This window comes from Flavobacterium sp. CF108 (assembly GCF_900129795.1).
GTDB lineage: Bacteria > Bacteroidota > Bacteroidia > Flavobacteriales > Flavobacteriaceae > Flavobacterium.
In genome coordinates this window covers 54,997-76,878 of sequence record NZ_FQWW01000003.1, presented here as the reverse complement: position 1 = coordinate 76,878, position 21,882 = coordinate 54,997, and the positions used below count along the sequence as shown (strand labels likewise).

Here is a 21,882-nt window from a genome sequence, read left to right as displayed (position 1 = left end):
AAAATAAAAATCAAAACAACTCAAGATGAGTAAAGAAATCAAGAAAAAATCTTCTAAAAAGAAAGATCCTAAAATCGTAAAAAAAATCAAGCAGCACATGTACAAGTGGCATCGTGTTATTGGCTTAATTACCATTGTTCCTGTTATTTTCTGGACACTTTCTGGTTTAATGCATCCATTTATGGCGCACTTTTTCAAACCTGAAATTGCACACGAAAAACTGGAACAGCAAATAATAGACAAAAATCAACTGAAATTATCAATTCAGGAAGTTTTACAAAAAAATGAAATCACTCAATTCAAAAATTTCCGAATTGTCTCTTTTAATAATACTACCTTTTATCAGGTAAAAACCATTTTTGGCGAATTGTGGTATTATGATGCTTCTAACGGAAAAAAACTGGAAGACGGAGATCAAAAATATGCTGAATGGCTTTCTCGTTATTTTTTGGACGATCAAAAAAGTGCCGTTAAAAAGAGTGAAGTTGTAACCGAATTTACGTCGCAATACAAATATGTGAATCGTTATTTACCGGTTTATAAACTAACTTTTGACCGTCCTGATGCCATGCAGGTTTATGTTGAAACATCTTCAAGCAAACTGGCTACTTACAATCCTACTTCAAGACAAGCTTTTATCTGGTTTTTTGATACTTTTCATAATTGGTCTTTTATAGATGCAATATCGAACAATAGTATCAGAATCATTACCATGATTTTCTTATTGTCAATTATTGGATTTTCTGCTTTAAGCGGCATCTTGATTTACGGTTTACTGTGGAAACAATTCAAAAAAACAGATAATGCAGCGCCTAAAAAAGGGCTTAGAAAATACCATCGCCAAATTGGGATCTGGGTCTCACTTTTTACTTTGACTTTTGCTTTTAGCGGAGGATATCATGCTACAACAAAATGGGCACCTTATACTTTATCGCAAATGGTTTACGAACCTACATTTGTGACTAAAGAAATTCCGTTAGCTAATAATGCGTTGGATTTAGATTGGACCCGTTTTCAAAATACAAGTATTATTACTTTAAACGATACAACTTATTTCCGTTGTCAATTGCTTGAAAAAAGTAAATTCAAGACTTCAAAAGTAGATTCTAATTCAAAATGGAATAAAAAGAAAGATCAAAAATCGGAAGTAATTTACATTAATCCTGCGACTAATAAAGTTGTCCCAAATGTTGATCTTCACTATGCCGAATATCTGGCTTACTATTTTACGGGCGGGGCTCCGCAAGCGGCTTGCTGCGAAATGATCGAAACTTCTGATGAACCTGAAGAATCAATAGAAAACGTAAAATTATTAGAATCAAAAGTTTTAACTGACTTTGAAAGCAGAGAATATGGTTTTGTAAATAAACGTCTGCCTGTTGTAAAACTAGCGTACGACACTCCTGAAAAAACAACGTATTTTATCGAAACGTCAACTTCAAGACTGGCAGCTGTAGTTAAAAATGCAGATAAAGTAGAAGGTTATTCATTTGCCATATTACATAAATTTTTATTCATGGATTGGGCAGGAAAAAATATTCGTGATCTGGCCACAGTTTTAGCTGCATTGAGCATTTTAATTGTCAGCATCTTAGGTTTTATTTTATTCTTAAAAAAGTAAAAAAGATTCTAAGGTTCTAAGTTGCTGAGATACTAAGTTTTTTTTGCCGCGAATTACACGAATTTCCACAAATTTTTAAATCAATTAATTCGTGTAATTCGTGGCAAAACTTTTCTTATTTAAAAGAATACCAAGATACCTACAAGGTTTTGGAAACCTTGCAGGAAAGCACTATTTCGAATTTTCCTGATAATAACGTGCTTCGATTCGTTTAATATCTTTAATTGAATTTTTAGCCCAAGCCAGACGTTTTTCTAGTATTTCTTCATCAGATAAATGCCAGTCAATATCTGAATTTCGCAGTCTGTTGGTTAGATTTTGAATAATGATTGCGGCAGAAACAGAAATATTCAAACTTTCAGTAAAACCCGCCATTGGAATTTTAAGAAAACCATCTGCTTTCTGTAGAATTTCTTCAGACAATCCGTCTCTTTCCGTTCCAAAAAATAAAGCACTTGGTTTTGAAATATCAAAATCATCAAGCAGACAATCATTTTCGTGAGGAGTTGTGGCTATGATTTGATAACCCTGATTTTTTAAAGTCGAAAGACAATTTGTAACCGAATCAAATTTATTGATATCAACCCATTTTTGAGCGCCCATTGCAATTTCTTTATCGATTCGTTTTCCGTAACGCTGTTCAATAACATTAAGTTCCTGAATTCCAAAAACCTCACAGCTGCGCATTACTGCACTCGTGTTATGCATTTGAAAAACATCTTCGACTGCAATAGTAAAATGTTTGGTTCGGTTTTCTAATACTTTTAAAAATTTCTCTTTTCGGTTGTCTGTCAATATATTTTCGAGAAATGCCAGGTAATCTAAATCAATCATTTTGTTTGTATTTGGCGCAAAAATACATATAAATCAATAGAAAGTAAATTCATCTGTATTTTAGCTTTCCTGATGCTCCAGAAACGTGTTGTTTAATTTTTCGTGCAGCAGATTAAGCTTTGTAAAATTAATTTCTAATTCTTCTTCTTTAAAAGAATCACCATTAAAAGCTTCATTTTCGTTTTTAGAATGGGCATTTAAACGCTCAAACATTTTATCAAGTTCGGCATAAGCATAATTAACATTAATAAACGAAATAAATTTTTCTACAACCTGTTTCATTCCTCCATTATAATAAAGAGCCGTAACATTTTTATCTGTTTCATAAAACCCCAGAAAGCCTTCAAAATATTTCTCTAAAACTAAGGCTCCATACTGCTGAAAACTTATTCTATTTATTTCCTGAGCTGTAATTCCAAAAACGCTCGGCGGCAGTAAATTCGGGACCATGTGCATTCCCATCTTTTTTTGATGCGATTTCAAAACTTCTGTTGGGTTTCTGTAAAGAAGTGCAAAAGGTATTTCAGTAAAAATGCTTCTTAAATAACCCGCATCAAAAATATGCCAGGCATCCAGTTTTAAAATTAAATTGTTTTGTTCCGGAAATCTTTTCTGGCCCAATAATTTAATGACCGCTTTTAAAAGTGCCGTCTTTTTATCTAAACCAAACAAATTACTTCGTAAAATTTCATCCACAATTGGTGCTTCAGAAATCATAATATTTTCTGATGAAGTGGCCAGAGACTGACTCAGCATTGTTGAACCACATCTTGAAACGTGAAATACCAAAGATTTTAAATCGACCGAAATTATTTCTTCAGACCATTCTATAAGATTTTCAGGAGTACTTATTACTTTAAACGACTTTGAATTGCATTCGTGGCCTCTGCATTTTGAAATTGTTTCATCAAAAAAAGGATCGACATATTTTAAATCTCCCAGATAAATCCATTCAAAATAGATTTCGTTATTTTTTTCAATTAACTTATAAGGAATCCAGTTAGAAAGAGGATGATGTATGTTTTCCATTGGTGGTTTATTTTATTTTGACTGAAGATCTGCGATAATTTTTGCTGTCATTTCTGATGGATTCCGCGAAAGTTCAGCAATGATCTGTTGTTTTATCTCATCAGAATATTCATTTTTATTTGAAGAAGCATGAATATCAAACCCCATTTCGGCAAATAATTTATCAGACCAGTCGTTTCGAATACAGTCAAGAGTAAGATGAATTCTCGGTTCGGCGCTCTTATTTTCAACACTATGCGGAAGCTGGAAATTAGCATACCAGCACTCTCCCATTTTCATAGGAACAAGTTTTTTATCTACATAAAAAAAGACTTCTGAATTTGTTATGATAGGAACATGAATTCTAAAAAATCCATCTTCGTAAGAAGTATCATTATCCGTATGTTCTTTGATTTCGCTGTTTGGCCCTAATCGCAATAATCGTACAGCTTCTTTTTCGCATTGAAACCAATCCATAATTTCTTTAAAATAATGACAGCGATCCAGCAGCGGAGTATTTTGGTATTCCTTGTTTGAAAAAGAGGTAATATCATTTACCAAACCCGATTGTGATCGTAAAGAAACGCTTGTCCAGTTTCCCTCATACCGATTGGTGTTAAAATGAGGAGTCCATAAATCATTTTCGCAAATTGTAAGTTCTTGCTGTAATTTTTCAATCGAAAAGATAATAGGAAGTATGCTTGACGAAGGATTCATAAGCTTAGGGTTAAATTTGAGATTTGTTTTGGTCCTGTAAATATATAAAATACACCAACCCATTCATCGAATAGATAAGCAAAATTTTACAAATTCAGGAATTCGTTTTTAAAAACTAAAGTCCTTTCCTTAAATTATCAATAATGAAGTCGTAAAGCTTATTTGTTGAAAAAGATACCGTTTCTAAATCGGTTTTTAAGACTAAATCTGCTTTTTCTGGAGTTTCAAAAACATCACTTATTCCCGTAAAATTTTTAATTCTGTCAAGATCATCTTCCGGCAATAATGCTTTTTTATATAAACCTTTCGGATCTCTTTTAATCAAATTATTTATCGAGCAGTCTAAAAAAACAGTTCGCACAAATTCGTGAGTTCTTAATTCATTTCGCAGACTTTCGTACGGATTTATTACTGACATTAATGTAATGGTATCTTCTGCAACAAAATTTCGTCCTACATTAAAAAGACGTCTTACATTCTCGCAGCGGTCTTCTTTAGAAAATCCTAAATCTTTACAAATCGTTTTTCGGTACACATCGCCGTCAACAATTTCAGCTTTATAACCGTTTTCGATTAATAAATGCTGAACATTTTGGGCCAATGTCGTTTTTCCTGAACCTGATAATCCTGTAAACTGAATTAAAATCATTTAGAATTTCTTTTGTTTTTATGAGGCATTAAAACTAAATAATCTGCAAAGTCAAAACAATAAGTATAATTACGGTTTTATTGTCTCTCAAAAATATTAAAAAAGAATCGTGCAAATGTGCCGTTAGGCATTAAATATCGGTAACTATTGGTAATTATCGAAATTTGTTGGCGTGCCGTAGGTACGCGACAAAACGACAGCTGTTGCGTACCTATGGCACGCCAAATTTATTTCAATTCCTATTTTTCTACCGATATTTAGTGCCTAACGGCACAAAATATGCGTTTTTAACTGGCTCACAAAAATCATTATTTTCAACTACTAAAAGAAACGTGCCGTTAGGCACACAATATCGGTAGACCATAACGTTTGAGGTATGTTAGCGTGCCGTAGGTACGCAACATAACGACAGCTATTGCGTACCTACGGCACGCTAAATTTATTCCATTCATATTCTACCGATATTTAGTGCCTACAGCACAACTCTTAATTCGTATAAATTACTATTTTTATCTTTTAATAAATAAGCATGAAAAAGAAACTTGTTGTTTTAACCGGCGCCGGAATTAGTGCCGAAAGTGGTATTAAAACATTTCGTGACAGCGATGGTTTATGGGAAGGTCACAACGTAATGGAAGTAGCAACTCCCGAAGGCTGGAACAAAAATCAAGAATTGGTTTTGGATTTTTACAATAAAAGACGCCAGCAGCTTAAGGAAGTTCAGCCCAATTTAGGACATCAAATTTTAGCTGAATTAGAAAAAGATTTCGATGTTTATATCATCACTCAAAATGTGGACGATTTACACGAACGTGCCGGAAGCACCAAAGTTTTGCATTTGCATGGAGAATTATTAAAAGTGAGAAGTACCCGAAATCGTGATTTCATTTTAGACTGGACAGAGGATTTACTAACGGGTGATTTAGACGAAAACGGACATCAGTTACGACCGCATATTGTGTGGTTTGGAGAAGAAGTTCCGGCACTTGAAGAAGCAATTGACATAACCGAAACAGCAGATTATTTTGCAGTAATTGGAACTTCGTTACAGGTTTATCCTGCAGCAGGTTTAATTTCTTATGCTCCAAGTACAACGCCTGTTTTTTATATTGACCCAAAACCTATTTCAATTCCAAATATTCGAAATAAAGTAGAAACAATTGCCAAATTTGCATCTGAAGGTGTTGCAGATTTAAGGGAAAAATTAAAATCGATTTAAGAACATAATTTATTGAACACGAATTTCACGAATATTATTTCTTTTGAATTTATTTACTATCTATAAATTAAAAAATTAGTGCTAATTCGTGTTTTGCCCTTTTAAATTGTCTTCAATTGACTTTCTCATTACTTTAAATCCGCAAATTCTGTTTATATTTGCACCTTTCGAAAAACAACATAACAATGACTACTCTAAACGAATTGAATGCTATATCGCCAATTGACGGAAGATATAGAAATAAAACTCAAAATTTAGCACCTTTCTTTTCTGAAGAAGCTTTAATAAAATATCGCGTACTGGTTGAAATTGAATATTTCATCGCTTTATGCGAAATTCCTTTACCTCAGCTTTCTGGCGTAAATTCAAATTTATTTGACAGTTTAAGAAATATCTACAAAAATTTCTCTACAGAAGATGCACTTTGGATTAAAGAAACAGAGAAAGTAACCAATCACGACGTAAAAGCGGTTGAATATTTTATTAAAGATGCTTTTGAAAAATTAGGATTATCTCAACATAAAGAGTTCATTCACTTCGGATTAACATCTCAGGATATCAACAATACTGCCATTCCGCTTTCTACAAAAGAAGCTTTTGAACAGGTTTATACGCCATCATTGATTGCTTTAATTTCTAAATTGAAAGAATTAAGCGTTGAATGGAAAGATATTCCAATGCTTGCCCGTACGCACGGACAGCCGGCTTCTCCTACTCGTTTAGGAAAAGAAATACTTGTTTTTGTTGAGCGTTTAGAAGAGCAGATGCGTTTGTTGTTCAATATTCCGTTTGCGGCTAAATTTGGCGGTGCAACAGGAAATTTCAATGCACATCATGTGGCATATCCGCAAATTGACTGGAAAAAATTCGGAACTAATTTTGTTGAAAATGAATTAGGGTTACAACATTCTTTTCCAACAACTCAAATAGAACATTACGATCATTTTGCAGCATTTTTTGATGGTTTAAAAAGAATCAACAATATCATTATCGATTTAGACCGTGATATCTGGACGTATGTTTCAATGGATTATTTTAAACAAAAAATCAAAGCTGGAGAAATTGGTTCGTCGGCAATGCCGCATAAAGTAAACCCAATTGATTTTGAAAACTCAGAAGGAAACTTAGGAATCGCAAATGCTATTTTTGAACACTTATCTGCAAAACTTCCAATTTCAAGATTACAGCGTGATTTAACAGACAGTACGGTTTTACGTAATGTTGGTGTGCCAATTGGCCATACAATTATTGCTTTTGAAGCTACGCTGAAAGGTTTGAACAAATTATTATTGAACGAAAGCAAATTTGCTGAAGATTTAGAGAAAAACTGGGCAGTTGTGGCTGAGGCAATTCAAACGATTTTACGCCGTGAAGCGTATCCAAATCCGTATGAAGCATTAAAAGGTTTAACAAGAACTAACGAAGCTATTGATAAAAACGCAATTCATAATTTTATTGCGACTTTAGAAGTTTCTGATGCTGTTAGAGCTGAATTAATGCAGATAACTCCTAGTAATTACACAGGAATCTAAAGAAAACCTAAAATATTTTGTCAAAAAAAGCTATCTTTATCGGGATAGCTTTTTTTATGTACAAAATTTTTAAATGTTATGCTCTTTATAAACCCTCAATGGCAAGGTTCCGGAATAACAAATGAATTAAAAGCCGGGGCAGAAACCTTAAAGTTATTTTTTAAAGATTATAAATTCAAAGAAATTTCTCTTTATGAAAAAGATTTAGAAACACATCATAATATTATTGCCTATAATTCTATTTTAAAACAAACTGAATTCTTTAAAAATGAAATTGCAGGAAATAAATTAAAAAAAGTTGCAACTATTGGAGGTGATTGTGGAATTGAAATTATTCCTATTTCTTATTTAAACAAAATTTACGGCAATGATTTATGTGTAATTTGGGTTGATGCACATGCTGATTTGAATACCCCGGAGAGTTCGCCTAGTAAAGCATTTCACGGAATGCCTTTGAGAACACTTCTTGGTGAGGGAAATGAAAATATAAAGAAACTTCTTTTTTCGACCATTAAACCACGGCAAATAAGCTTTGTTGGATTAAGAGATTTAGACAAGCCAGAAATAGAATATATAGCCTCAAATAATATCAAATCTGTTTTAAGATGTCATTATTCCCATTTAGAAAATATAATCCAGTCTTTTAACAATGTTTATATTCATCTTGATTTAGATGTTTTAGACGAATCAGAATTTAAACACACCCTGTTTCCATCAAGTAATGGATTTAAAATAAATGAAGTTTATGATTTAATCATAGAAATCAAACAAAAATCAAATGTAGTTGGAATGTGTATTACCGAATCGACAGCTACAAAATTAGAACAGCTGGAACCTATTAGAAAAGTTCTGGAACAAATAATAATTTAGAGTATAAATCAAAATTGCAAATCGAATTATCACTCACTAAAATACCACGTTTATGATTGCCTTAAATGCCGCTGCAGAAACTACACACCATTTACAACCTTTAATTAGTGATCTGGGATTAATCCTGATGACTGCCGGAATTGCCGTTTTATTATTTAAATTAATTAAACAGCCCTTAGTTTTAGGGTATTTAATTGCGGGATTTTTGGCCGGAAATCATTTTGATTTTTTTCCCACTATTACTGAGATGAAAAGTGTTGAAGTCTGGGCAGAAATTGGTGTGATCATTTTATTGTTCAGCCTGGGTCTCGAATTTAGTTTTAAGAAACTGATGAAAGTGGGCGGGACTGCCTCGATAACGGCAATTACTCAGATTATCACGATGGTCGTATTGGGCTATCTGGTTGGGCGATGGATGGATTGGGAACAAATGGACAGTATCTTTTTGGGTGTAATTTTATCCATTTCTTCTACCACAATCATTCTAAAAACCTTTGATGAACTTGGTGTAAAAGCACAAAAATTTGCCGGAATTGTAATTGGGTCATTAATCGTTCAGGACCTTGTAGCTATTTTAATGATGGTTTTACTTTCGACTATTGCAGTAAGTCAGCAATTTTCAGGAAGCGAATTAATGATGTCGGTTCTAAAACTAATATTCTTCCTTACAGCATGGTTTATTGGCGGAATCTTTTTTATTCCAACACTTCTTAAAAAAGCCAAACATTTACTTACTGACGAAATGCTGCTGATTATTTCTCTTGCACTTTGTTTAACAATGGTAAGCTTTGCCTCAAATGTTGGTTTCTCTCCGGCTTTAGGAGCTTTTATTATGGGATCAATTATTGCCGAAACTACTCAGGCAGAACATATTGAACATTTAGTAAAACCTGTAAAAGATTTATTTGGCGCGATTTTCTTCGTATCTGTCGGGATGCTTATAGATCCCAAAATGTTATACACACATGCACTGCCTGTAGCAATTTTAACTTTAGTCACAATTATTGGTCAATCTGTAAGTTCTACCATTGGTGCACTATTAGCGGGTCAGCCGTTAAAGCAATCCGTGCAGACAGGAATGAGTTTGTCGCAAATTGGAGAGTTTTCGTTTATTATTGCAACACTCGGAATGACCCTCAATGTTACCAGTTCTTTTTTATATCCCGTTGTTGTAGCAGTCTCAGCTGTAACAACTTTTACAACACCGTTTATGGTGAAATATGCTGTGCCATTTTCTCATTTTCTGGAACAAAAACTTCCTAAAAAATGGGTCAAAAACATCAACCGTTACAGCTTAAATGCACAAGCGATAAAATCTGTCAGTATTTGGCAAAAAGTCCTAAATGCTTATCTTATTCAGATCATATTACACACTATTATTATTACAGCCATCATTTTATTGTCGGCTAAATTTGTTGCTCCTTTGGTTGAAGACACAAGATTTGGCAACACATTGGCAGCTCTTATTACTATGGTTATTATTGCTCCTTTTTTATGGGCATTATCGCTGCGCCGTGTAAAAGTTGATGAAGTCGAAATACTTTGGGAAGAACGTAAATACCGAGGTGCACTTTTAATGCTTATTTTAATCAGAATGAGCCTTGGATTATTTTTAGTTGGTTTTTTATTGAATATCTTTTTCTCACCTTTAGTAGCTTTTGTAGCTTTGATTATTGCGATTGGAGTGTATCAGCTTTTTCCAAAAAAACTGAACGAACAATATCATAAAATTGAGAATCACTTTTTGAAAAACCTCAACGACCGCGAAAACAAAAAAATCGACAGACGTTATGCCAATTTAATGCCGTGGGACGGTCACATGTCATTTTTTGATATTGGAAAAGAATCGAATCTGGCAGGAAAAACGCTTGAAGAATTAAGAATTCGTGAACAGCTCGGAATTAATATTGCTGAAATAAAACGAGGTGATATTACGATTCCTATACCAACTAAAAATGAGCGTTTGTTTCCTAGCGATGAAATTTGCGTAATTGGTACAGATGCCCAAGTAACAGAATTTGCCAAATACTTAAATCAAAATGAAATTGAAGCTCCGCCTGCAGTTCAGGAATCTGAAATTGTACTGCGTCAGTTAGAGGTTTCTCAAGAAGAATTTATTCAAAAAAGTATTGGTCAATTCAGAGGGAAAACCGGCGGTCTAGTCGTTGGAATTGAACGAAACGGAAACCGAATTTTAAACCCTGAATCGAGTTTAATTTTACAGCCAAATGACATCATTTGGGTTGTAGGAGATAAGAAAAAGATGAGTGAGCTTCTAAGGAACTAAGGTTCTAAGCCGCTAAGGTTCTGAGGTTTTTAACTTTGCGAATATCTCTTACAAAAGCTCTAAGGCGCTAAGATTTCTTTTTTATATACTTAAAAACTTAGAAACTTTACAACATAAAGAAATTAAAGGTACTAAGTTTCTAAGCCACTAAGAGTTTAACCTCTTAATAAAAAACTTAGAAACTTAGCACCTTAACATCTTAAAAAGTATTAGTACCTCAGCACCTTAGACCCTCAGTACCTCATTTATTCGGCTGCGGGGTAATACGCAAATAAGGCTTAATTGGTGTATATCCTTTTGGGAATTTCGCCGGAATATCACTATCAGGAATTGCTGGAGCAATTACCACATCTTCACCATCTTTCCAGTTTGCCGGAGTAGCTACGCTGTAATTTGCTGTTAATTGTAAACTATCAATAACACGAAGCAATTCGTCAAAATTTCTTCCTGTAGAAGCCGGATAAGTCAATGTTAATTTGATTTTTTTATCGGCACCAATAACAAAAACAGAACGCACTGTAAATTTATCGCTCGCATTTGGGTGAAGCATATCGTACAGCGTTGCTATTTTTTTATCTTCATCGGCAATAATTGGGAAATTAACCTCTGTATTTTGAGTTTCGTTAATGTCTTTAATCCACTCCAGGTGCGACTGCAAACCGTCTACACTCAAAGCAATAACTTTAGTATTTCTTTTGGCAAATTCCGGAATATAATTCGCTACAGTTCCCAATTCAGTTGTACAAACAGGAGTAAAATCTGCTGGATGCGAAAATAAAACGCCCCATGAATCTCCCAAGTATTCATAAAAATTGATTGGTCCTTGTGTGGTTTCTGCATGAAAATCCGGAGCTATATCGCCTAATCTTAATGTTGACATAATTTAATTTTTTAGTTCCTTTAAAATTAACTAAAAAATACATTTAGAAAACACGTAAGAATTAAAAAAAAGTTAAAATTCTACATTCTCTATATAATTAGTATTTTAAATTTACTTGGATGTTAAGTTTAACACATAGAAACATAGCTTTTTGTAATCTTAAAAAGGCGTTTCACTTGCATTAACAAACATAGGCTATGTTTGAGATACTAGTTTCTTTTGATCTTCTCTTTAGATAAGGAATCCCGATAGCTATCTGGACTATTGTGTTGAAAATAATTGCACCCAACGGTTTATAATAAATTAAATAAAACCTACCACAAAGTACCAAATAGCAAGAGTTACAAACGAAACAGGAATCCCAAAACCAATCATCATACTGCTTAATTTTGGCTTTAAGCCATAAGTCGAAGCCAAAATTGCGCCTGTAATCATGGGAGCCATGGCGATTTCTATAATTGTAATTTTTATAGCTTCAGAACGCTGGTTAAAAACAAAAACATAGAGAATGAAAATGATAAACGGCGTTACAATAAGTCGGAAAAAAAGTCCGAGGCGTAAAAATTTCCAATGTTTGCTTTTTCGATTAAAAGTGAGCTGTAATCCAACCGAAAATAAAGCCAGAGGTGTAACCAAACTTCCTAGTTTTAATAAAAGAGGCTGTATATTCGAATATAAATCATAATCAAAAACGTTGAGTAAACACGCCGCGACGAATGTAATAAACGGAGGAAATAAAAGAATCTTCTTTGAAATACTTTTAAAATCAGGACTTCCTTTAGAGTAAAAAGCGGCAACAAAAACACCCAAAGTCGAAACCACCACAAAAGTTCCTGGCTGATCTACCAATACAGCCGTTTCTAAACCTTTTTTTCCAAACAAAGCTTCAACAATAGGATATCCCAAAAACGATGAATTACTTAATCCGGCGGTCAGGATCAAACAGCCAATTAGTTTATTGGACCAGCCCAGTCGTCGCCCTAAAAAATGAAAAAACACAAAAGCCAGAAAAAAACTAATCCACCCCGCTCCTATTGGGAACAATAATTCGCTGCTCCATTTTATTTTCGGAATATGATATAGAGTTATCGCCGGAAGGCAGACATAAATAACAATTTTATTGATCGTTTTATAAATATGAGTTGGAAACCGCTTCACATTCTGCAAAAGCAATCCTAAAAACAAAAAGAAGAATATTATAATAAAGTTGTTCATATCAAGGCTTAAACACAAAAATAGGTATTTATAAATTGATGCATAAAACAAATTACACACCTTCTCTAAGATTTTTGTTATTTTTAACTCATTGAGCATAATTAATATTAACACATAGAAACATAGATTTTGAGAACTAAAAAATAGGCGTTTCACTTTTTTTTAATTCACATAGCGCTCTATGTGTTAGAAACCAGTTTCTTTTGATCTTCTTTTAGACAAAGAATCCCGATAGCTATCGGACTATGTGTTAAATGTTTTTTTTGCGATTACACCCAACGGGTTTATTTTTAATCTGAAATTTTAAAAATCAATGCAGCAAATAAGAGATAATTTTGAGCGAATGGCAAAACTTTCTGATGATGACTGGAATATTTTTTCGTCAAAGCTCATACGCCGTGAATTTTCAAAGAAAGCACCAATACTCCAAACAGGCCAAGTTGAAAATTACCTCTCCTTTATAGAAAAAGGATTGGTAAGATATTATATTCCTCGTGAAGATAACGATCTCACTTTTGTTTTTGTTTTTGATGGTGAATTTACAAGCGGCTACGATTCCTTTATTACAAGACAACCTGCAAATTATACCATTGAAGCCCTTGCCGACACTGCTCTTTGGTGTATATCTTATAATGACCTGCAGGAAATTTATGCCGAAACAAAAATTGGCAATACCATTGGCCGTCTGGCAAGCGAAGGGTTATTTCTTCAAAAATCAAAAAGAGAACTTTCGCTCCTCAACGATTCTGCAGAACAACGGTATCGCAACCTATTTATTGAACAGCCGCAGCTCATTCAAAAAATTCCTCAAAAATATCTGGCTTCTTATATTGGTATTACACCACAGGCATTGAGCAGAATAAGAAAACGAATTTATTAACCCAGGTTCATTGTTTCAGGTTTCTTTATTACGCAGCTTTGTATAAAAAAGATATGGAAACCTTAATTGTATTATTAGGAACTTTTACGATTGCCCTGCTTGTTATAAGACTTATTACCAAAAAAACTGCAATTTCACAAGCTGGCAGAATTGCTATGGCGGCCATGCTTGTATTAACTGCCATAGGTCATTTTCTATTTACCAAAGGAATGGCCATGATGATCTCTTTTTTACCTTTTGCAGTTACAATTGTGTATCTTACAGGAATAATAGAGTTTACAGCAGCGGCCGGGCTTCTGATCCCAAAAACAAGACTGCTCACAGGCAGGCTTCTTATTCTGTTTTTTATAGTACTGCTTCCGGCAAATATTTACGCTGCTTACCACAATATAAATCTGGAAAGTGCCAACTATAGCGGCGAAGGCATGTCTTTCCTATGGTTTAGAATACCATTACAGCTTCTTTTTATAGCCTGGGTATATTTTTTTTCCATCAAAAATCAATCAAAAACTGTATAGTTAATCAAGAGAATGCGCATCACTCAAATAGATGATGTGCATAATCTCCCGCTTCTTTTTTATCAAATCTTAACTTACTATCTATAACCACTTTAACACATAGAAACATAGCTTTTATTTACTTAAAAAAGGCGTTTCACTTGCATTAACAAACATAAGCTATGTGTGAGAAACTAGTTTCTTTTGATCTTCTCTTTTAGACAAAAGAACTATGTTTCTATGTGTTAAAGTTTTTATGCCCCAGACAAAAAAGCAAACTGAATTAATTTTTAGTTAAAATTTGTTTTTGTGTTCTAAAACTCATTATATTTGTAATATATTTTATTACAGTATGCTTTCAGGTAAATTTGCCATTACGATTCACATCCTTACGCTCCTCAATAAATTTCCAAATGATTATTTGTCATCAGAATATATTGCGGGAAGTATTAATTTGAATCCGGTTTTGGTTCGAAAAGAAATTGCAAACCTAAAAGCGCATCATATTGTAGAAAGTAAAGAAGGAAAAAACGGCGGTACAAAACTGGCCATAGATTCATCAAAGTTGACTTTAAAAGAAATTTTTGAAATGACTTTTGAAACCATCAATCTCGGTTATGCTAAAAATCAGCCTAATCCGGATTGTCCTGTGGGGAAAAAAATCAATCAAAACCTAGATGCTTTGTATGCCGACATAAATCAAAAAGTAAGCGCACAATTGCAGGGAATTTCTTTAGAAGATTTTTCGAACCAGTTTTAAAACTATTTTTTTACACTAAACTGTAACATTTTTTATTACTAAATAAATTTATATATTATGAAAATCGCAATTATTGGAGCTACAGGATTTGTAGGCTCAGCAATCTTAAATGAATTAGCAGGCAGAAATCACGATATTACTGCTATTGCAAGAACCCCAAAAGACACCGCCGGCATTAACTGGAAAAGTGCAGATATTTTTAATGTAAACGAATTAGCAGCAATTTTAAAAGGAAACGACGCTGTGATCAATGCGTATAATTCTGGATGGACAAACCCTAACATTTATGATGATTTTATTGCAGGATCTAAAGCCATCCAGGAAGCAGTAAAAAAATCGGGTGTAAAACGATATATCACAATTGGCGGTGCAGGAAGTTTGTTTGTTGCTCAGGGTTTACAAGCGGTTGATACTCCAGATTTTCCAAAAGAATTTTATGCCGGCGCTACTGCAGCAAGAGATTATTTAAATATTTTAAAAGAAGAAAAAGAGCTAGACTGGGCGTTTTTTAGCCCCGCTTTCGAAATGCACCAAGGTATTACAACCGGAAGAACAGGAAAATACCGTTTAGGCTTAGAAAATCCTGTTTTTAACGACAAACAAAGAAGTATTTTATCTGTAGAAGATTTAGCAGTTGTTATTGCTGATGAAACTGAAAACCCAAAACACCATCAGATTCGATTTACTGCGGCGTATTAAAAACACGCATAGTCATTGCGAGGAACGAAGCAACCGCACTAACAAGAAGCAATCTTCGTGTCATACTTCGTGAGATTGCTTCGTTCCTCGCAATGACATAAAAATTCGTGTAAATTCGTGTAATTGCTGCCTGTTCGCTATCTCTCGGGTTGTGGCAAACCTAACAACCCACAATTTCAAAGAAATCCTTTTTTTGAAACTCTTTTTGTTTTCTGTACTTTTACGACACATAAAAGTGTCGTTTTGTCAAGTTCAAAAAAACAATCAAGCAGTTTACAAGAAAAAGTTGGAATTTCATCTCCTGAAATCACCAATGTTTCGGCTATCAATCAAATTAAAAACAAACGCAGGCAGCAGCCTTCTGCGGCCGAATTAATCTCTGGAATCCTTTCTGGAAATATAACCGCGTTAAGCCGCTCGATTACCCTTATCGAAAGTACAAATCCCGAACACTCACCAAAAGCAGACGAAATTATAAAAGGCTGTTTACCTCATGCCAATAAATCAATCCGCATAGGAATCACTGGTGTTCCCGGTGTTGGAAAAAGTACTTTTATAGAGGCTTTTGGAACTTATTTGACTCAGGCAGGAAAAAAAGTGGCCGTTCTCGCCGTTGATCCCAGCAGTTCAATTTCGCACGGAAGTATTCTGGGCGATAAAACCCGAATGGAAGAACTGGTAAAAGATGAAAATGCTTTTATTCGTCCAAGTGCCTCTGGAGAAAACCTAGGCGGTGTTGCCCGTAAAACCCGTGAAACGATTATTTTATGCGAAGCTGCAGGTTTTAATACCATAATTATAGAAACGGTTGGTGTGGGACAAAGTGAAACCGCTGTTCACAGTATGGTTGACTTTTTTCTTTTATTAAAAATTTCCGGCGCGGGCGATGAACTTCAAGGCATTAAACGAGGCATTATAGAAATGGCAGACGCAATCGTCATCAACAAAGCAGACGGAGATAATATCAAAAAAGCGAATCAGGCGAAACTGGAGTTTAATAGGGCTTTGCATTTATTTCCGCCAAAAAAATCAAACTGGCAGCCCAAAGTCACGACTTGCAGTGCTATTACAAAAGAGGGCATTTCGGATATTTGGAACACTATTTCTGATTACTTTGAAATGACTAAAGAAACTGGTTTCTTCCAAGAAAAAAGAAATGAACAAAATCATTTCTGGATGATGGAAACCATCAACGAACAATTAAAATCAAACTTCTTCAACCAACCCGAAATCATTACGCTTCTAGAACAAAACAAAAAAGCAGTGCAAAATGATGAGATTTCACCTTTCGCTGCTGCTTCTGATTTATTAAAATTTTATTTTAATAAAAGTCGCTAAGTTACTAAGATGCTAAGGTTCTAAGTTTTTCCTCAATCTTGTCATGTTATATTTTTTTTTACGATTTGTCAGTTCGAGCGAAGTCGAGAACCCGCAAAGCATTTCGACTTCGCTCAATGTGACAACGTTTTATAAGTCCTCTAAATAACAACTTAGAACCTTAGCATCTTAGTAACTTAGCGTCTTAATTTATATTTGTTTTCCTTGTATAAATTTCCTGCTGTAATTACATGCGCCAACGCATCTTTTGCTAATTCTTCATTTAATTTTACCGGAATTAAAGTCGTATCGTTTTTAATTTCGAATTGAAGCGGTTTCAAATTCGGCTGCATAATTACAACCTGATTCTCTACTCTAAAAGCGTTGATATCATTAAACTGCATAATGGATCTCCCTTGCACTTTTGGATCTAATTTATTTAGGTTTCTACCTACCATTGGTGTTTCAAACGAAAGTCCTAAATAACTTAATAACGTTGGCGGAATATCTATTTGACTTGCCAGTCTGTCATAAACAGCTCCTTTTGGAACTCCAGGTCCCATAATGAAGGCTGGAATATGGAATTTATTTATTGGCACTAAATTTTTTCCGTAAGTTCTGGTATTATGATCTGCAATTACAATGAAAATGGTGTTTTTGAAATACGGTTCTTTTTTAGCCATTTCGAAAAATTTACCAATCGAGAAATCGGCATATTTCATGGCGTTGTTTACCGTTGCAGCTTTTTTATCAAACTGTTTTATTCTTCCAGCAGGATATTCAAACGGTTCGTGATTTGAAGTCGAAAACATTAAAGAGAAAAATGGTTTGTCTCCTTTTGATTTGAAATAATTATTGGCTTTGGTTACCAAATCTTCATCAGAATACCCCCAGGTTCCCTTAAAAGCGTATTTATTTCCATCTGATTCAAAATCTTCCTGATCTACAATATCGCTGAAACCGTTTCCGTTGAAAAATGAAGCCATGTTATCAAAATTCGCCATTCCGCCATAAATGAAACTCGTATCGTACCCTTTTTGTTTTAAAGCGTCGGCAAGCGTGAAAAACCCTTGCTGTGAATTCCCAAGTTTCACTACACTTTCAGACGGTGACGGTAAAAATCCGGTTACAACAGCTTCGATTCCGCGAACACTTCTGGTTCCGGTGCAGTATAAATTGGAAAACAATAATCCTTCTTTTGATAATTTATCAAATTCCGGCGTTAAAGGTTTTCCGCCTAAAATTCCAACATATTCTGCGCCTAAACTTTCTTGTAGAAAAATCACCAAATTATATGGCTTTTTCTTAACAGAATCCGGCTGCTGTACATGCAGAAACGGAATTTCGGCATCTGTAAAATCTGTCGGGCCTGCGATCATGTATTTTTTTACACGGGCAATGGCTTCGGCTTCATCCATTTTTCCGTACATTTTTGTGTTTCCTTCATTCTTAATAGAATAAGCGGCAAATGCAACAGTATAAAATGAATTTAACCCTAAAGTATTTGTCAATTGATCTGTAGAAAAAACAGCATTACTGGCATTGATAGGACGTTTTGAAGTAAGACTTGAACGCGCTCCAAAAAACAATAAAAATGCTACTAATGGAAAAGCGATTAGTTTGAATTTATATTCAGTGCTTGTAGTATGAAAATATTTTTTCCCTTTTTTGAAGGCAAAATAAATCGCTGCCCCCAAAATTATAAAAGTAACGATGATAGAAATTAAGTAACTTTTTAAAAGCATTCCAACCACTTCTTTCGGGTAAATTAAATAATCTAAGAAAATCTTATTTGGACGTGTGTCGTATTGTTTTACGAAGTCCGGCGAAGCTAATTCTACAAAAAGAATCAAAAACAGGAATAAGAAACTGTAAATTACTAAAAAACTATTGGTGAATTTCAACCATTTATTTGGCAGAAAAGTAATTAAAACAGCCGGCAGAAAGGACAAATAACAAAGTAAAATCAAGTCCATTCGCAAACCGATTGGGAAAATATACCAGAAATCAGGCGTCTGCTCTACCCTTTCTTTAAAAAGGAAAAATAAAAATATTCGGCTTAAGGTTGTAATCAGTAATCCTAATACTATAAAATTGAAAATAGGTTTTAAATAACTTAATTTTTTCATTAGATGATTTACATTAATTTTTTAATTGAGATTATGAAGTTGCAAAGTTTTTTTAATCTCATAATCCCGATAGCTATCGGGAGCAGAGCAGCAAAGTTTTTGTTTCACGCAGATTTTAAAAGATTTGAGCAGATATACGCAGAATTTTGTGCAGCAAATTTTAAAATTAAATCTGCAAAATCTGCGTGAGAAAATCCCGGAAACATTGAAGGCGCACTGCTGTGCGTCTCTACATGCACGGCTCTACTCTTCGTAACGGTTTATTTCTCTGTCGTAAAATTCATTGGCTTTAACGATAAGGCCTTCCATTTCGGCATTTAATTCTGCTTCATCAAGATCTTCAGCTTCTTCCATAAATTCAACCTCATCATCTTTTAAGTTGATTATAAATCTAGGATAATCAAGGTGAATGATAAAAATATCATCTGGAAAATCAGTATTATCGCCAAGTAAAAATTTAGGTAAGTCCATTTTATATATGTTTATTTTTTTAATTTATAATGTTTGTTTTTGGCCCACAGATTTCACAGATTAATACAGATTAAACAGATTTATTAAAAACACAGCGTTCATCTGTATTAATCTGTGACATCTGTGGCCTATATTTTTTTAAGCCTCAAATTTAGTTATTTGAAACTGAATCCGTAATTAATTTCTTAGTTAAGTAATGAAAGCGCATGTACAGGAAAATTGCCGCTGTGGTTAATCCTGCCAAAAGCCCTATCCAAACGCCCTGCGCCTTCCAGTCTGTATATTCTCCCAAATAATACGAAATAGGAAAACCAATAACCCAATAGGCTGCAAAAGTGATATACATGGGGATTTTAACATCCTGCAAACCACGTAAAGCGCCTAGAACGACAACCTGAACTCCATCTGAAATTTGAAAAATGGCGGCAATCAATAATAATTTTGAAGCAATTTCGATTACTTCGGTATTGTCTAAAATTTGTCCGCTGTTTTCCATATTTAAAAAGATATGCGGGAAAAAATCATGAAAAACGACAAACAGAAAAGCAAAAAATATTTCGATAACAATGGCAAGCAAAAATATAGAACGGGCCACAACAACAAGGTTTTTATAATCCTGCAGTCCTCTTTGATTGCTTACTCTAATCATCGACGTTACGCTTAATCCCATCGCAAACATAAAAGTAAGCGACGATAAACTCAACGCAATTTGATTGGCCGCCTGACTGGTTTTACCAATATTACCGCAAAGCCAGATGGAAGCGGTAAACAAAACGACTTCAAAAAGCATTTGCATGGCAGATGGAAATCCTAAGTTTATTATTTTTTTGAGCGTTGCGCTTTTAATTTCACTGAAGCTGAAATTTTTGAAAAAATGTTTTAAATCGTTTCTTCTTGACAGCATAATGTGCATGAACATAACCAGAAATATTCTCGAAATTACGGTACCAAGCGCCGCCCCAATAATTCCCATTTTAGGAAAAATCCAAATACCGTAAATTAACAGATAATTTATGCCTACGTGAAGTACGTTTGCCATAATCATGGCGTACATTGAATATTTTGTCATCGATTTTCCGTCGGCAAATTGTTTGTAACCTTGGTACATTACTAACGGAATAAGCGAGAAAGCAACCCAGTCTAAGTATGGTTTTGCCAGTACAATTACTTCTTTAGGCTGTTCTAATAATTCCATTAATGGTTTTGCCAGAACAATTAAAGTAAAAAGCAATAGTCCAATAATGGCGCATAAAAACAAACCGTGATGAAATGCAGAGCGAATTTTGCCATCGTTTTTTTCGGCATCGCCTTCGGCCACAATAGGTGTAATGGCTGTAGAAAAACCAATTCCTAAGGACATGGCAATAAAAATCATACTGTTTCCAAGTGAAACTGCCGCCAATTCTGTACTTCCTAATTTCCCTACCATTATATTATCGACAATACCAATTAAGGTATGGCCAACCATACCTAATATAATAGGATATGCCAGCCTGAAATTATACGAAAACTCTTTGGTGTACTGCTTTAGATTCACTTTAATACTTTTTTAGTGGGCAAAGATAATCAGAAGCTTCGAATTCTATCCTATTAATAAAAAGATAAGCCAATTTTAAGGCTAAAATTAGCATACCGTAATATTATATAACGATTTTTAAAAATTATATAACAAGTCCAAAAGACCTCTATTCTACTTTTACATTATTAATAATTCAAAGATATATGCCATGAAAAAATTACAGTTTATATGCCTCGCTGCATTCGCATTTTTATATTCTAATGCCAGTTTTGCTCAAGATAATGCAACAACAAATTACGATCAGGGTTTTAGATTAGGAATTGGTTTAAACGGAGGTATCCCAACTGATACTGACGATTATGATTTTTCACTTGGTGGAGACGTTCGTTTACAATATGACTTATCTAAAAGAACATCTTTGACATTAACAACAGGTTTTACAAACCTATTTTTAGGAAAAGATGATTTAGGAAATAACATAAAAGATTTAGGGTTCATTCCTGCAAAAGCCGGTTTTAAAGCTTTTTTCTGGGAAGATCAATTTTATGTTCTGGGTGAAGTAGGTGCTGGTTTTGCTGTAACAAACGGGTATAATGACACCACATTTTTATGGGCTCCAGGAATTGGGTATGCCAACAAATACATTGACGTTAGTGTCCGTTATGAGGACTATGACAAGTTCAACACCAATCAAATTGCGCTTCGTTTAGCGTATGGTTTTGATCTATAAAAAGAAAAGGTTTATTTTATTTTTTTGTTTTTGGTAACAAACCCGGAA

At 34.2% G+C, this 21,882-nt stretch carries 20 protein-coding genes; 11 read left to right on the top strand and 9 right to left on the bottom strand.

The window, feature by feature from the left end:
* The first annotated feature begins 25 nt into the window (after positions 1-25).
* Complete coding sequence (locus tag BUE10_RS08965; protein ID WP_073484366.1) at positions 26-1,621, top strand: PepSY-associated TM helix domain-containing protein; 1,596 nt, start codon at positions 26-28, stop codon at positions 1,619-1,621.
* Between the two features lie 171 nt (positions 1,622-1,792).
* On the opposite strand, the gene BUE10_RS08960 is transcribed toward BUE10_RS08965, so the two are convergent.
* The 4 genes from BUE10_RS08960 to cysC all read right to left on the bottom strand — a co-directional run bounded on the left by BUE10_RS08960 (position 1,793) and on the right by cysC (position 4,829).
* Positions 1,793-2,455: a TrmH family RNA methyltransferase gene (locus BUE10_RS08960; RefSeq protein ID WP_073484364.1), complete on the bottom strand. Its 663-nt coding sequence runs from the start codon at positions 2,453-2,455 to the stop codon at positions 1,793-1,795.
* A gap of 60 nt (positions 2,456-2,515) precedes the next feature.
* Positions 2,516-3,484, bottom strand: a complete 969-nt coding sequence (locus BUE10_RS08955) for a sulfotransferase family protein (protein ID WP_073484362.1) — start codon at positions 3,482-3,484, stop codon at positions 2,516-2,518.
* A 12-nt stretch (positions 3,485-3,496) separates the two neighbouring features.
* Positions 3,497-4,180, bottom strand: coding sequence for an aspartyl/asparaginyl beta-hydroxylase domain-containing protein (locus tag BUE10_RS08950; RefSeq protein ID WP_073485236.1), 684 nt, complete (start codon positions 4,178-4,180; stop codon positions 3,497-3,499).
* Positions 4,181-4,295: 115 nt separating this feature from the next.
* The gene (gene cysC, locus BUE10_RS08945) at positions 4,296-4,829 is read right to left on the bottom strand and encodes an adenylyl-sulfate kinase (protein WP_073484360.1); all 534 of its coding nucleotides are present in this window, start codon (positions 4,827-4,829) and stop codon (positions 4,296-4,298) included.
* Positions 4,830-5,358: 529 nt separating this feature from the next.
* Here cysC and BUE10_RS08940 point away from each other — a divergent pair.
* From BUE10_RS08940 to BUE10_RS08925, 4 genes are all read left to right on the top strand, one after another.
* Positions 5,359-6,048, top strand: coding sequence for an SIR2 family NAD-dependent protein deacylase (locus tag BUE10_RS08940; RefSeq protein WP_073484358.1), 690 nt, complete (start codon positions 5,359-5,361; stop codon positions 6,046-6,048).
* A gap of 185 nt (positions 6,049-6,233) precedes the next feature.
* Positions 6,234-7,580, top strand: a complete 1,347-nt coding sequence (purB, locus tag BUE10_RS08935; protein WP_073484356.1) for an adenylosuccinate lyase — start codon at positions 6,234-6,236, stop codon at positions 7,578-7,580.
* A 78-nt stretch (positions 7,581-7,658) separates the two neighbouring features.
* The gene (locus BUE10_RS08930) at positions 7,659-8,450 is read left to right on the top strand and encodes an arginase family protein (RefSeq protein ID WP_073484353.1); all 792 of its coding nucleotides are present in this window, start codon (positions 7,659-7,661) and stop codon (positions 8,448-8,450) included.
* Positions 8,451-8,502: 52 nt separating this feature from the next.
* Positions 8,503-10,737 carry a cation:proton antiporter domain-containing protein gene (locus BUE10_RS08925; RefSeq protein ID WP_073484350.1) on the top strand — a complete coding sequence of 745 codons (2,235 nt, stop codon included), beginning with the start codon at positions 8,503-8,505 and terminating at the stop codon, positions 10,735-10,737.
* Between the two features lie 241 nt (positions 10,738-10,978).
* On the opposite strand, the gene BUE10_RS08920 is transcribed toward BUE10_RS08925, so the two are convergent.
* Positions 10,979-11,617: a peroxiredoxin gene (locus BUE10_RS08920; protein WP_073484348.1), complete on the bottom strand. Its 639-nt coding sequence runs from the start codon at positions 11,615-11,617 to the stop codon at positions 10,979-10,981.
* A 303-nt stretch (positions 11,618-11,920) separates the two neighbouring features.
* Positions 11,921-12,832 carry an AEC family transporter gene (locus BUE10_RS08915; RefSeq protein WP_073484346.1) on the bottom strand — a complete coding sequence of 304 codons (912 nt, stop codon included), beginning with the start codon at positions 12,830-12,832 and terminating at the stop codon, positions 11,921-11,923.
* A 313-nt stretch (positions 12,833-13,145) separates the two neighbouring features.
* Between BUE10_RS08915 and BUE10_RS08910 the strand changes: the two genes are divergently transcribed.
* The 5 genes from BUE10_RS08910 (at position 13,146) to meaB (ending at position 17,006) form a co-directional block, all read left to right on the top strand.
* Positions 13,146-13,712 carry a Crp/Fnr family transcriptional regulator gene (locus BUE10_RS08910; RefSeq protein ID WP_073484344.1) on the top strand — a complete coding sequence of 189 codons (567 nt, stop codon included), beginning with the start codon at positions 13,146-13,148 and terminating at the stop codon, positions 13,710-13,712.
* A 53-nt stretch (positions 13,713-13,765) separates the two neighbouring features.
* A complete protein-coding gene (locus BUE10_RS08905) occupies positions 13,766-14,230 on the top strand; it encodes a DoxX family protein (RefSeq protein ID WP_073484342.1) in 465 nt (154 codons plus the stop codon).
* Positions 14,231-14,561: 331 nt separating this feature from the next.
* Positions 14,562-14,969, top strand: coding sequence for an RrF2 family transcriptional regulator (locus BUE10_RS08900; protein WP_073484340.1), 408 nt, complete (start codon positions 14,562-14,564; stop codon positions 14,967-14,969).
* 57 nt (positions 14,970-15,026) lie between these two features.
* Positions 15,027-15,668, top strand: coding sequence for an NAD(P)-dependent oxidoreductase (locus tag BUE10_RS08895; protein ID WP_073484338.1), 642 nt, complete (start codon positions 15,027-15,029; stop codon positions 15,666-15,668).
* Positions 15,669-15,911: 243 nt separating this feature from the next.
* Positions 15,912-17,006 carry a methylmalonyl Co-A mutase-associated GTPase MeaB gene (meaB, locus tag BUE10_RS08890; protein WP_073484335.1) on the top strand — a complete coding sequence of 365 codons (1,095 nt, stop codon included), beginning with the start codon at positions 15,912-15,914 and terminating at the stop codon, positions 17,004-17,006.
* Between the two features lie 176 nt (positions 17,007-17,182).
* On the opposite strand, the gene BUE10_RS08885 is transcribed toward meaB, so the two are convergent.
* From BUE10_RS08885 to BUE10_RS08870, 3 genes are all read right to left on the bottom strand, one after another.
* A complete protein-coding gene (locus BUE10_RS08885; protein WP_073484333.1) occupies positions 17,183-19,114 on the bottom strand; it encodes an LTA synthase family protein in 1,932 nt (643 codons plus the stop codon).
* 243 nt (positions 19,115-19,357) lie between these two features.
* Positions 19,358-19,585 carry a hypothetical protein gene (locus tag BUE10_RS08875; protein ID WP_073484329.1) on the bottom strand — a complete coding sequence of 76 codons (228 nt, stop codon included), beginning with the start codon at positions 19,583-19,585 and terminating at the stop codon, positions 19,358-19,360.
* Positions 19,586-19,736: 151 nt separating this feature from the next.
* Positions 19,737-21,122, bottom strand: a complete 1,386-nt coding sequence (locus tag BUE10_RS08870; RefSeq protein WP_073484327.1) for an MATE family efflux transporter — start codon at positions 21,120-21,122, stop codon at positions 19,737-19,739.
* 190 nt (positions 21,123-21,312) lie between these two features.
* Between BUE10_RS08870 and BUE10_RS08865 the strand changes: the two genes are divergently transcribed.
* Positions 21,313-21,834 (top strand): hypothetical protein, encoded by a 522-nt coding sequence (locus tag BUE10_RS08865; protein WP_073484325.1) that lies wholly within the window; start codon positions 21,313-21,315, stop codon positions 21,832-21,834.
* Positions 21,835-21,882: the final 48 nt, after the last annotated feature.